The organism is Oleiphilus sp. HI0079 (assembly GCF_001635105.1).
In genome coordinates this window covers 28,999-42,043 of record NZ_LWFT01000772.1, presented here as the reverse complement: position 1 = coordinate 42,043, position 13,045 = coordinate 28,999, and the positions used below count along the sequence as shown (strand labels likewise).

At 47.0% G+C, this 13,045-nt stretch carries 13 protein-coding genes; 3 read left to right on the top strand and 10 right to left on the bottom strand.

Going from position 1 to position 13,045, the window contains the following annotated elements; translation table 11 throughout:
* The first annotated feature begins 18 nt into the window (after positions 1–18).
* Positions 19–726 (top strand): endonuclease, encoded by a 708-nt coding sequence (locus A3750_RS14540; RefSeq protein ID WP_068451945.1) that lies wholly within the window; start codon positions 19–21, stop codon positions 724–726.
* An 18-nt stretch (positions 727–744) separates the two neighbouring features.
* Here A3750_RS14540 and recJ read toward each other — a convergent pair whose 3' ends face one another.
* The 10 genes from recJ to ffh form a co-directional block, all read right to left on the bottom strand.
* On the bottom strand, positions 745–2,478 hold the full coding sequence (gene recJ / locus A3750_RS14535; protein ID WP_068464328.1) for a single-stranded-DNA-specific exonuclease RecJ: 1,734 nt from the start codon (positions 2,476–2,478) through the stop codon (positions 745–747).
* Positions 2,479–2,541: 63 nt separating this feature from the next.
* Positions 2,542–3,936 carry a threonine synthase gene (gene thrC, locus A3750_RS14530; protein WP_068520236.1) on the bottom strand — a complete coding sequence of 465 codons (1,395 nt, stop codon included), beginning with the start codon at positions 3,934–3,936 and terminating at the stop codon, positions 2,542–2,544.
* Positions 3,937–3,959: 23 nt separating this feature from the next.
* Positions 3,960–5,261, bottom strand: coding sequence for a homoserine dehydrogenase (locus A3750_RS14525; RefSeq protein ID WP_068456288.1), 1,302 nt, complete (start codon positions 5,259–5,261; stop codon positions 3,960–3,962).
* A 178-nt stretch (positions 5,262–5,439) separates the two neighbouring features.
* The gene (locus tag A3750_RS14520; RefSeq protein ID WP_068456250.1) at positions 5,440–6,162 is read right to left on the bottom strand and encodes a DsbC family protein; all 723 of its coding nucleotides are present in this window, start codon (positions 6,160–6,162) and stop codon (positions 5,440–5,442) included.
* Positions 6,163–6,221: 59 nt separating this feature from the next.
* Positions 6,222–7,124, bottom strand: coding sequence for a site-specific tyrosine recombinase XerD (gene xerD, locus A3750_RS14515; protein WP_082863216.1), 903 nt, complete (start codon positions 7,122–7,124; stop codon positions 6,222–6,224).
* A gap of 111 nt (positions 7,125–7,235) precedes the next feature.
* A complete protein-coding gene (gene rplS, locus A3750_RS14510; RefSeq protein ID WP_068456256.1) occupies positions 7,236–7,592 on the bottom strand; it encodes a 50S ribosomal protein L19 in 357 nt (118 codons plus the stop codon).
* Positions 7,593–7,636: 44 nt separating this feature from the next.
* Positions 7,637–8,389: a tRNA (guanosine(37)-N1)-methyltransferase TrmD gene (gene trmD, locus A3750_RS14505; RefSeq protein ID WP_068456259.1), complete on the bottom strand. Its 753-nt coding sequence runs from the start codon at positions 8,387–8,389 to the stop codon at positions 7,637–7,639.
* A gap of 4 nt (positions 8,390–8,393) precedes the next feature.
* Complete coding sequence (rimM, locus tag A3750_RS14500) at positions 8,394–8,918, bottom strand: ribosome maturation factor RimM (protein ID WP_231871833.1); 525 nt, start codon at positions 8,916–8,918, stop codon at positions 8,394–8,396.
* 17 nt (positions 8,919–8,935) lie between these two features.
* Positions 8,936–9,184: a 30S ribosomal protein S16 gene (rpsP, locus tag A3750_RS14495; RefSeq protein WP_068456262.1), complete on the bottom strand. Its 249-nt coding sequence runs from the start codon at positions 9,182–9,184 to the stop codon at positions 8,936–8,938.
* Positions 9,185–9,349: 165 nt separating this feature from the next.
* On the bottom strand, positions 9,350–10,732 hold the full coding sequence (ffh, locus tag A3750_RS14490; RefSeq protein ID WP_068456265.1) for a signal recognition particle protein: 1,383 nt from the start codon (positions 10,730–10,732) through the stop codon (positions 9,350–9,352).
* A gap of 100 nt (positions 10,733–10,832) precedes the next feature.
* On the opposite strand from ffh, the gene A3750_RS14485 reads away from it, so the two are divergent.
* Both A3750_RS14485 and A3750_RS14480 read left to right on the top strand, forming a co-directional pair.
* Positions 10,833–11,624: an inner membrane protein YpjD gene (locus A3750_RS14485; protein ID WP_068456268.1), complete on the top strand. Its 792-nt coding sequence runs from the start codon at positions 10,833–10,835 to the stop codon at positions 11,622–11,624.
* A gap of 30 nt (positions 11,625–11,654) precedes the next feature.
* On the top strand, positions 11,655–12,911 hold the full coding sequence (locus tag A3750_RS14480; RefSeq protein ID WP_068456271.1) for an HlyC/CorC family transporter: 1,257 nt from the start codon (positions 11,655–11,657) through the stop codon (positions 12,909–12,911).
* Positions 12,912–13,045: the final 134 nt, after the last annotated feature.

The window sequence follows — 13,045 nt, the reverse complement described above, 5'->3', positions numbered from 1 at the left end:
AATTTATAAGGTGCAAATATGAGCATAGCAATTTCCATTAGGAGTTCGCTGCTCAGGGAACGAGTATCCAGTCGACCAAAGCTTCTTTGGGCTTTATTCTTGGGCGCGTTTATCTCTTCGACCGCATGCGCTACCCCTCCTTCTGCCAAGGATGCGATATCTAACCAATTTTGGGGAAATCTTTATAAAAAAGGGGGCCAAACGTTTTACTGCAAGAAGTCATTCAGTAAAAAAAACCCCTTAATTGCAGCCAGCTACATTTACCCACAAGGAAGCATAAGGCAACACCTAGGTTGCGGCACCAAACGCCAATGCCTTAGAGACAGTGCTGAATACAACCGAATCGCCTCAGATCTTCACAATGTGGTACCTGCCGACTCTTACTTTGAAATGAAGCGCACAAACACTGTCTTTGGTGCTCTTGATTCAGATATTGAAGCAAACGACTGCGGCATAAAACGCATGATGCACATTATTGAGCCTCCTGCAGCCGTGCGCGGGGATATTGCTCGCGTTATTTTCTATATGCATCAAACCTACAACCTGCCCGTTATCGGCAGCCCTGCCGTACTTGAAGCGTGGAATAAGATAGACCCACCGAGTGCTGATGAGATTGCGCGCAGTAAACAGATATATGAATTGCAAGGCAACGCGAACCCGTTGCTCTCTGTTTCAAACGTCGCCTCGCATTCATCAATGAACGATAACGCGATAAACGTTAATTAACCCGATAAATCGCGGGGGCTATAACGGCTCTATTTGATCGACAAGCAACTGGACTGAGCGACGACCACGATAATCATTAATGGCTGGTCGGAAAAGGATTTTTGCTTTATCCAGAGTCCCACCGCAATGTGGACTAGAAAACTCGATGGCATCCATTAGCTGCTTGTCCGGCATTTCAACAACCAACTTAAGGTGCCTCTCCTTTAAAACGCGACTTTGAACGATCCGGACTTCCGCATCAAATCTCGGCTCTGGGAACTTTTGGCCCCAAGGGCCTGCTCGTTCGAGCAACTCCACCATTGGCAGGCTTAATTCTTCGCTCTGCAGATAGCCATCAGAGAATGCGATCGCCTCTAAGTCTTCGGGCTTCAGCAATTCACTCACTACTTGATTAAAAGCAGCTTTGAACGCATCAAGCATATCGCGCTCCAAACTCATTCCCGCCGCCATTGCGTGCCCGCCAAACTTCTTTAGGATCTTCGGGTGTCGTTTGGCAACTAGGTCTAGCGCATCACGCATATGCAAACCGGAAATCGAACGCGCAGATCCTTTCAATATATGAATATTCTCTGGGTCATCCGATTCTGGCGCAAAGGCGATGGCTGGGCGGTTTAACCGCTCTTTAATTCGAGATGCGAGTATGCCAATCACGCCTTGATGCCAATGAGGCTCATACAACACTACGGACATGCTCGTAGAATGCTCTTCTGACTGCTCGATTTCCGACAACGCCGCCTCAGCATCGCGTCGCATTTCATCTTCAATATGTTTACGTTCTTGGTTGAGGGCGTTTAGGCTCTGCGCGCGCTGTCTTGCATCAAGGAGATCTCTCGAACGCAAACATTCAATCCCAGTAGCCATGTCATCCAAGCGACCCGCTGCGTTCAACCGAGGCCCAATGGCAAAGCCTAAATCGCTCGCAACAGCGTTTTTAATCTCTCTACCGGCCACCTCAAATAAGGCAGAGATGCCCGGGCGCGCGCGCCCTGCTCGCATTCGTCGAATACCCTGCTCAACCAAAATCCGATTGTTAAAATCTAGTGGGACCAAGTCAGCGACTGTACCGAGAGCAACCAAATCAAGGTAATCAGCCATGTTAGGCTCTTTAATCGACTGTTTTGAGAACCATTCCGACTCACGAAGGCGCGCACGTAATGCAGACATCACATAAAAAATAACACCTACGCCGGCCAAGGCTTTACTTGGAAACTCACATTCTGGCTGAGCAGGATTGACGATGGCGTCCGCATCGGGGAGCGAATCCCCTGGAAGGTGATGATCCGTGACAATCACTTTCATCCCTAATTCGTGCGCACGGGCCACCCCCTCGAAACTCGAAATACCATTATCAACAGTAAGGAGAATATCGGGACTATTCTGGCCCGCCAGCTCAACGATCTCAGGCGTTAGCCCATAACCGAATTTAAAACGATCGGGTACAAGGTAACCGCAGTCCTTTGCCCCCATCGCAGTTAACGCCTCTACCGCAAGCGTGCTACTGGTTGCACCATCAGCGTCGAAATCACCAATAATCGTAATTTTTTGACCAGATGTTAGGGCTGTTACGAGTAGGTTTACAGCGGAATCAAGCCCCTTAAGACTTGTTAAATCTGCGAGACGTGACAAGTTAAGTTGTAGCTCATTCTCTGACTTAACACCACGGGAGGCATAAATACGCGACAAAAACGCCGGAAGACCAGTAAAATGGGGAATATCCTCTGGGATAGGTCTCGAGAGTATCTTTTTAGCCATGATGCCAGACCCTTACCAAAAGCGAAGCGACTGAGCCTTTAAGACAACAGCCGCAAGAAGAATTTACTTACGTCTATGGGCTGCGACATGCGCTTGAACCGTCTCCAGATCATTCGCGAGCACCTCGTAGCGCTCGTCTCTATCAAATAGGTCCGCCATATGATGCGGCAACGCTGGAGAAACTCCGACGTCCGCTCGCTCAACAGCCTCTGGAAACTTCACAGGATGCGCCGTGCCAAGCGTAACCATGGGTATCGAGGGATCTCTTCGCGTATTGCAGGCCGCATCAACGCCGATCGCCGTATGAGGATCAAGCAAATACTCCGTCGTCTCGTACACATCTTTAATAGTCGCACACGTTTGCTCATCATCAGACGCCCAACTATCAAATAAATCACGAGCAGTCTTCCAACGACTATCCTCAATAGAACCAGACTCAGCCTTCCATTTTTCCATCAGTTCAGAGATCGCTTTACCGTCTCGGCCGTACAAATCGAACAACAGGCGCTCAAAGTTACTCGAGACCATAATATCCATACTCGGCGACAACGTTTTATGAAGAGGTTCCAGCTCATAGCGATTCTTGCTAATACAACGATGCAGAATATCATTGCGGTTCGTTGCCACGACAAGCTGATTGATGGGCAATCCCATGTTTCTTGCCAGATAACCAGCAAATATATCTCCAAAGTTGCCAGTAGGAACCGAAAAAGAAATACTGCGAGATGGACCACCGAGAGCCAAAGAAGCACTGAAGTAATAAACGATCTGAGCCATGATTCGAGCCCAGTTGATTGAGTTCACCGCAACAAGGCGAGTACCTTCCAGGAAGGATTGGTCAGCAAAACTCTGCTTAACCATATTTTGACAATCATCAAAATTACCCTCTACGGCAATATTGAAAACATTGTCTGCAAAAACGGTTGTCATTTGCTTACGCTGAACGTCTGAAACACGCTCAAATGGGTGCAATATAAAGATATCTACGTTATCGCAGTGCCTGCAACCCTCTATTGCAGCAGAGCCCGTATCCCCTGATGTCGCCCCCATAATGACAACGCGCTCGTTACGACGCTTTAGTACGTAATCAAGTAATCGCCCTAGTAACTGAAGCGCAAAGTCCTTAAATGCGAGAGTCGGGCCACGAAAAAGCTCCATAACCCATTCGTTGGTGTCGATTTGAACAAGAGGTGCAATAGCAGGATGCTCGAATACCTTATAGGTTTCATCGACCATCGTTTTAAAGTCATCTTCGGGGATTGCGCCCTCAACAAAAGGATACATAACATTAAACGCCAAATCGGTATACGGCAGTCCGCGCCAAGAAGCGATTTGCTCTTGAGTAAACCTTGGTAGCGTTTCTGGAACATAAAGCCCTCCGTCAGACGCCAAACCTGCTAGCAAAACATCTTCAAATTCGAGTGCGGGTGCGTTACCGCGGGTACTAATATATTTCACGTTCGTTACCTAAACCTTGAGTTTTAAAACTGTGCGACACGGATTTTTACGATGCTGCCTTGTGTGGATTCCAACGCCTCAATGGCCGAAATAGCCTTATTCATAAGCGATTCACTAACCTCATGAGTCATTATAATTAAAGGAATCACATCACCGACCTGCTCGGCTTCGTTCTGAGCAACGGACTCAATATTGATACCATGCTCACTCATTACGGAAGAAATTTTCGCGAGAGTGCCTGGTGAGTCATCAACCATAATCCGTAAGTAAAACGGACACACCGCTTCGTCGATAGGAAGCACTGGCAGGTCATTTAAAAGCTCATCAGTAAACGCCAGAGAAGGAACAACCCCGGCAACACCGCTGGCATACTCCCGGGCAATATCAATAACATCAGCAAGCACTGCCGATGCAGTTGCTTCAGAACCTGCACCCGCTCCGTAATAAAGAGTTTTACCTACTGCATCGCCATTAACGAGCACTGCATTCATTACTCCATCAACGCGAGCAATTAACTCATCATCCGCAACCAAGGTAGGATGGACTCGCACCTCGACACCATTCTCTCGCTTACAAGCAATGCCCAAATGCTTTATCACATAGCCAAGTTCCGCTGCATGCTTAACATCAAAAGTTGAAAGATTACTTATCCCTTCAGTAAACGTTTTATCAAACTGCAAAGGCATGCCAAAGGCACACGAAGCCAAAATAGTAAGTTTATGCGCCGCATCAATACCTTCAACATCAAATGTAGGGTCGGCCTCAGCGTATCCAAGCGCTTGCGCCTCAGCTAAAACGTCTTCAAACGCGCGACCTTTGTCTTTCATCTCGGTAAGAATGAAGTTACCCGTACCATTAATAATACCGGCCAGACTAGTGATAGCGTTTGCGGTTAAACCTTCCCGTAGAGCCTTTATAACGGGGATACCTCCGGCAACACCGGCTTCGTAACCAATAGAGACACCGTTCTCTCGAGCAAGAGCAAACAACTCATTACCATGCTCTGCAATCAGCGCTTTATTAGCAGTCACTACGTGTTTACCGGCTTTTAGAGCGCTCTCGACCACAGTTCTTGCTGTCTCGTAGCCGCCAATTAGCTCAAGCACAACATCAATATCAGGATTATTTACTACCGCATCAAGGTCGGTCGTAAAGTCGATTCCGGTTAAATCGCAATTATCCTTTTTTCGGCGTGATGCAATCTGCACGATCTCAATGGAACAGCCTGCGCGAGATGTAATAAGATCTCGATTTCGGTTTAGAACATTAACAACACCACTCGCAACAGTACCAAGACCGCAAATGCCCAACCTAAGAGTTTTCAAAATACACACCTCGCAAAAAGCGTCAACCGCTATACAGAACAGCCCATAAAAAAGGGGCGACAGTATAACGGCTAACGCCAACAAAAAGAATCAAGTCACGAACTTGAAGACCGGAAATTCATCAGAGTTTGAACCAGTAAAGCTCTTGAGCTGCCAAAAAATGCAGCCCACTTAGCAACTAGTTAACAAGGCCTAAACCCTGCGCAAGCTGCTCAGCGGGAACATACCCTGGCACTAAGGCTCCATCGCTTAAGACTATTGCGGGCGTACCCGTAACGCCAAGCTTATTGCCAAGGCTATACTCAGCAGCTACTGGGTTCTCACAGCTCTTCTTAGGAACAACTTTGCCAGCTTTGGCCTGTGTCATCGCGTCAAGACGATCATCGGAACACCAAACATTTACGAGCTTATCGTATGAAGGGCTACCCACTCCAGCACGCGGAAATGCCAAATAACTGACTGAAATACCAAGCTCATTCATACGCGGCACTTCTCCATGCAGCTTACGACAATAACCGCAGTCGATATCAGTGAATACTGTTACGTGAGCCTTTTCTTCGCCTTTGGCAGGAAAGGTTATTTTGTCACCATCTTTCAGGCTGGCCAATTCATCCAAACGTTGCCCTTGACGCTCCTTCTCACTTAAATTAACTAAAGCTCCACCGACAGTGCTATACAACTCACCAGTTATAAAATATGCACCGTCAGCACTGGCAAATATAACCTGCCCACGCTGATCTGTAACACGGTACAAGCCCGGTATCTCGCTCTCACTCACAGCCGATACGCTCAGTTGCGGAACAGCGGCCGCGAGCGCTTTTTCAATATTAGCTTGCTCTGCAGAAGACAGCGCCGACCACAAGAACAACCCCACTACCGATATAATGCTGAAAAACCTCATCAAAAACCCTTCTCTAAATGAATATAGTTTTATGACGCCAATTCGTCATCAAAGTTCCGCTAAGCCCTCGGATGATATGCCGCATGTAATGATTGCATGCGCTCTTGTGCCACATACGTGTAAATTTGTGTTGTTGACAAGCTGCTATGACCAAGCAACATCTGAACAACTCTTAAATCCGCACCATTATTTACCAAGTGTGTTGCAAAAGCATGTCTGAGCGTGTGAGGACTTAATTTAGCGCTTATTCCAAGCTGTTTTGCATACACCTTGATTCGGTGCCAAAAAGTTTGTCGGGTCATCGCTTTCGCTCGAGAGCTTGGGAACATAATATCCTCGGCCTGATTTCCGACCAACAAAATCGGCCTCGTCTCTAACAAATAGCGCTCTAGTGTTGCGCATGTCGCAAGCGCAACTGGGACGAGGCGCTCCTTAGAACCTTTACCTATTACCCGCACAAAACCTTTATCAGCATCGTACTGAAACGTCCGAAGCGTAACTAATTCAGAGACTCGAAGCCCAGAACTATACATCAAATCGATCATTGCAAAATCTCGTTGCCCGATAGAGGTCGTCATATCAGGTGCATGAAGCAATGAATCGACCTCACTCTCGGTAAGCGTTAGCGGGAGCTTACGGCCAAGCCTTGGGCTTTCGATGTTTGAACTAGGATCTAACTCAATCAAACCCTCTCGCTTGGCAAAACGATAGAATCGCTTGATACTAGAAAGCGTTCTGGCACTCGACGTCGCCTTAGCCCCTTGGCGCATGCGATAGGCAAGATAAGACTGAACTGTAGATGGCGTCACACTAAGCAAATGACTACTTTCTGATGTATCAAGCCACCCTGCAAATAACTCAACATCTTTTCTATAGGCCTGCTGGGTATTTTCGCTAAGACCATGCTCTAGCCACAGCATACCAACGAAACGATTTATCAATATCGAAGAATCGGTAACCAATTAAGCCTCACAAAAATCAAATCCGTAAGTAATACACCCTAGCGTCATCGTAAAGCGAAGCCTGAAACAAAAAAACCCCGACAATGTCGAGGTTTTTTAATCAATGGGCGATTAACCTAGCTTCTCTTTGATACGCGCAGCCTTGCCACTGAGCTCACGCAAGTAGTAAAGCTTCGCCTGACGAACATCGCCACGTCGCTTGACCGCAATGCTATCGACAAGCTGACTGAATGTCTGGAAGGTACGCTCAACACCAACTCCGTAAGAAATCTTACGAACGGTGAACGAAGAGTTAAGACCACGGTTACGCTTCGCAATCACGACACCCTCAAAAGCCTGCAAACGCTCGCGGTTGCCCTCTTTAACCTTCACTTGTACTACAACGGTATCGCCTGGGCCAAACTCAGGAATATCCGCTGTCATTTGCTCAGCTTCTAATGCGCTGATGATGTTGTTTTTGCTGCTCATTTTATACTCCAAAAATAGAGTAAGTCAGGTTATCGCAACCTTACTTACCGATTCACGTCTTTTAAAAACTCATCCAAAAGCTGTTTTTGCTCTCGCGTTAGATCTTTTTTGTCGAGCAAGTCTGGTCGTCGCTCGTACGTTCTGCAAAGTGACTGCTTAACGCGCCACTTTCGAATTCTTTCATGATCACCAGAGAGCAGCACATCAGGCACTTTCTGGCCATCTAACACCTCCGGTCGAGTATAGTGTGGACAATCCAACAAACCGTCCGCAAACGAATCTTCGTTTGCCGATGAGGAATGCCCCAAAACACCTTTCACATGCCTCGCAACAGCATCCATCAAAACCATCGATGCTATTTCGCCACCACTGAGAACATAATCCCCAATGGACACCTCTAAATCGATGTGCGACTCAATAACTCGCTCATCAATTCCTTCATAACGCCCCGAAACACAGATCAAGCCCTGTTCCTGAGATAGATCGCGACTAAGCGCATCATCTAACTTACGGCCCTGTGGAGAGAGATAAATCACTTTTCCCTCTATGCCTCTGCTGTCTCTCAACTCCCTCTTGGCAGACTCGATGGCGTCACGAAGAGGTTGTACCTTCATAAGCATTCCAGGCCCACCGCCGTAAGGGCGATCATCGACAACACGATGCTTATCGAACGCAAAGTCTCTAGGGTTTGTCACAGAAACCTCTACCAGACCAGAGCTCACTGCCCGCCCAAACACTCCCACAGAAGTGAATTGTTCAAACATTTCAGGAAATAGACTAACTAGCCCAAACCACATATACCTAAAACTCGGGATCCCAATCGACCAGAATTTCTTGCTTTTCAAGGTCGACGGATGTTACTACTTGGTCTGGCAAATAGGGAATTAACCTTTCTTTACTATCCAAGCTTCCCGGACATTTCCGAACAACGAGCACATCGTTAGAGCCGGTTTCCATCAAATGATGCACCACCCCCAACAACTCACCAGCAGCAGTTAATACTTTCAAGCCTTCCAACTGATGCCAGTAATAGTCATCGCCATCCAAGTCAGGCAACTCATCAACACTAATCGTTATAAACGACTCGGTAAGACTTTTTGCCTTATCCCTATCGTTGTAACCATCAATCTGAGCCACCAAACCGTTGCCGTGCACTTTGCACGAGAGAACCTTGACCGCCTGATCTTTGCCATTTTTCCGCAGCGACCAGGTTTTGTATTTTAAAAGATTCTCTTTAGGCTGAGTGTAAGAAAAAACCTTAACCCATCCTTTGACACCATAAACAGATGTCACCTTGCCCATAACGGTTTCAGCTGATGCACTCACCTTAGGGCCTCAATCAATTAAGCAGCTTTTGAAGCGTCTTTGATTAAGCTTTTAACGCGATCTGAAATCTGTGCGCCCTGACCTACCCAATATTCAATACGATCAGAATCAACACGCAAGCGCTCTTCCTGGCCGCGAGCAATGGGGTTAAAGAAACCTACACGCTCAATAAAACGACCGTCGCGAGAAGAACGACTGTCAGCCACTGTCAAATGATAAAATGGGCGCTTCTTAGAGCCGCCACGTGATAAACGGATTTTAACCATGTTTGCTAATACATCCTGATAAACAGTTTACTAATTAGCACCCGATGTTTCGCCAAACAAAACAACGGGCACTCGAAAGGGCGCGTATTCTAAAGCAATTCCCTAAAATTGAAAACACTAAAATGCTTTTTTACCTAGATTTTCACTTTGAGCGATGCCCAAACTCTAAAAACGCCCAAACGGACCGCCACCGCCGCCGCCCGGCGGCATCATTCCTTGCATGCCTCGCATCATATTCATCATGCCACCTTTCTTGGAGAATTTTTTCATCATCTTAGCCATCTGCTTGTGCTGTTTAAGCAGACGATTCACATCCTGAATCTGCGTACCAGAGCCAGTAGCGATGCGGCGTTTGCGGCTATTATTAATAACATCAGGATAACGCCTCTCTTTTGCAGTCATCGAGCTTATGATAGCTTCCAGCTGACCCAAAGATTTATCATTAACTTGGGACTGCGCGGCCTGCGCCATCTGCCCCATACCTGGCAGCTTATCTAGTAGGCCTGCGACCCCACCCATGTTTTTCATTTGCTGCAACTGGTCTCTAAAGTCCTCAAGATCAAACGACTTACCCTTTTTAATCTTCCTAGTAAGCTTGTCGGCCTTTTGCTTATCAAGCTTTCGCTCAGCATCCTCAATGAGACTGAGAACATCACCCATTCCCAGAATTCTTGAAGCCAGCCTATCTGGATAGAACGGCTCTAGCGCATCGACTTTCTCGCCGACACCCATAAATTTGATTGGCTTACCCGTAATCGCACGAACAGAAAGTGCCGCACCACCCCGAGCATCACCATCAGCCTTGGTGAGCACCACGCCGGTCAAAGGCAAGGCATCGTTAAAAGCCTTGGCTGTATTGGCAGCATCTTGACCAGTCATCGAATCAACGACAAACAGAGTCTCAACAGGATTAACAGCGCGATGCAACTCGGAAATCTCACCCATCATCTCCTGATCAATTGCAAGACGACCTGCAGTATCAATAATCAAGACATCCATGAATTTGAGCTTTGCTTCAGCAATGGCCGCCTGCGCAATATCTATCGGCTTCTGATCGGTGGAGCTCGGAAAAAAAGACGCGCCCACCTCCCCGGCAAGAGTCTCAAGCTGCTTGATCGCAGCTGGACGGTATACGTCAGCGCTAACGACCATCACCTTTTTCTTTTCACGCTCGGACAGATATCGAGAAAGCTTTGCTACCGAGGTGGTTTTACCCGCACCCTGTAAACCCGCCATCAATACCACTGCGGGAGGCTGGGCATTAAGAATCAATCCTTCAGACTGAGCACCCATTACGGCCGTCAATTCATCATTGACGATCCGAATAAACTCTTGACCGGGAGAGAGACTCCTCATCACCTCTTGACCCAGAGCTCTCGTCTTTACTTGCTCTATAAAGTCTTTTACAACGGGGAGCGCTACATCTGCTTCAAGCAGTGCCATTCGCACCTCACGCAGAGTGCCTTTGATATTGTCTTCAGTCAGCTTTGCCTGACCGGTAACTTTTTTGAGGCTTTCGGATAGCCTATCGCTAAGATTCTCAAACATGTCGTATTGCTCTGAAGATTATTGCCAAGTAGTTGCAAACAGCGCATTATAACGCCTATCACAATTAATTAAATCGAAAGTGTTTCACCGAAAGGGTTAAATGAACGCAACCTTACTGGCCTTTATCTCCATCGGACTGTATGGACTGGGCACCGTTTACGAAGCTACAACTCGCCTGAAAGCCAATAGAACGCAAAACGCCCTTCCACTGTTAAGCGGCCTAGTCGCCGCATGCCTTCAAGTTTTGCTGCTGACCACCAACCTGCAGACACAGTCTATTGATTACTTCACTTTGGTGAATAGCGCCTTACTCGTAACCGCTATCGGCGTATCTCTACTCCTATTAATTTCTCTTCGATACCCAGTACAAAGCATGCTGCTATTTGTTTATCCGGCAGCAATCGCGAGCACCCTAGCATTTTTAATTTCCGATCCGACCTACACGGACACCCGATTTAACTCTGGCATCCTTGTCCATATCACCCTGTCCATTCTCGCCTACTGCATATTATCGCTGGCTGCCATTCAAGCGATTCTGGTGGTCTATCGCAACAAACAGCTCAAATTACATCAACGAAAAAGCTGGGTAGACAAGTTACCCCCCCTGCTCGTAATGGAAAGCATCCTATTCGATCTTTTAAAGTCCGGAACAATCCTGCTCGCAGCCGCAATTTTTGCAGGTTTCTTGTTCATAGATAACCTGTTCGCACAACACTTAGCACACAAGACATTTTTCTCACTAGTTGCGCTCAGCCTTTACACAGCACTTTTGATCGGGAGAAGAAAATATGGCTGGAGAGGCGCCCTTGCAGCCTCTCTCACTCTCTGGGCCACAGCATCACTAATGCTTGGCTTCTTTGGCACCAAATTCGTTCTAGAAACGATTCTTTAGTTTATCCAACCCCCTAGGACGCAATTTAAAGTGGACGACACCTCTCTTACTTGGCTTTTTGGCTCGTTAGCATTTCTTATCGTATTGTCGGGATTCTTCTCCAGCTCCGAAACCGGAATGCTTTCGCTCAACAAATACCGGCTAAAGCACTTGCGAAAGCAAGGACACCAAGGCGCTCGCAAAGCAAGCGAACTGCTCGCACGCACTGACCAATTGATCAGCGTCATACTAATTGGCAACAACTTCGTTAATATACTGGCATCATCGATTGCTACTGTTATCGCAATTCGCCTCTGGGGCGATGCAGGAATAGCCATTGCGACAGCGCTGCTTACTTTAGTGATTCTTATATTTGCGGAAATAACGCCAAAAACATACGCGGCCTACCACCCAGAAAGAATTGCTTTCGCCGCTTCTCACGTACTCACGCCTTTGCTCAAGTTACTTTATCCCGCGGTGTGGTCCATGAACTTGATTACTAGCAGACTATTAAAAGCGCTGGGAATTGATACAAGCAAACAAAGCGAAAGCCACATTAGTCGAGAGGAACTAAAGACACTTGTGCACGAGGCAAAAGGCATGATTCCGCGCACCCACCAAGATATGCTTATCAGCATACTAGACCTTGAGAAGGTGACTGTTAATGACATCATGGTACCAAAGAGTGAAATTATTGGACTAAATATCGACGACAGCATGGATGACCTCATAGACCAAGTAAAAGACTCTCAACACACACGAGTCCCTGTTTATAAAGGCAATATAAACAACATCATCGGTGTCCTACACCTTAGAAACATGACAAGAGTAATATCCGCTCAAGAAGCAAATAAGGCACTCCTTTTGCAGGTTTGCAGAGAGCCGTATTTTATTCCCGAGAGCACCCCCCTAAACCAGCAACTTCTGCAATTCCAAAAAGAAAAGCGGCGTATTGGGATTGTGGTAGATGAGTATGGTGACGTTCTAGGCTTAGCAACGATGGAAGACATCCTCGAAGAAATTGTTGGCGAATTCACAACCGATTACTCAACCTCAAGCGGCTCAGACATTACTAAACAAGAAGATGGGAGCTATCTAATCGACGGGTCCACAACCATCCGCTCCATAAACAAGACTTTGAATTGGAGTCTTCCAACAGATGGCCCAAAAACACTTAACGGCCTCATAATCGAGGAGCTCGAATTTATCCCCGAACTGCCGCTAAGCCTCAGCATTAACGGTTACCACTTGGAAGTACGCCAAGTAAAAGAGAGTCTCATAAAGACTGTTCGTGCAAACAAAGGTTAACAAGTCCCCATTTCACCGAGCAAAAGCCATCTCGAGGCCTTCATTTGTTGCCAAAAGCACCCAATGAGCGTAAATTCTTCGTTGTATCGTTATGTGACACTCCTTTGCGAAGTGTAAAGGCACCTTATACCGGT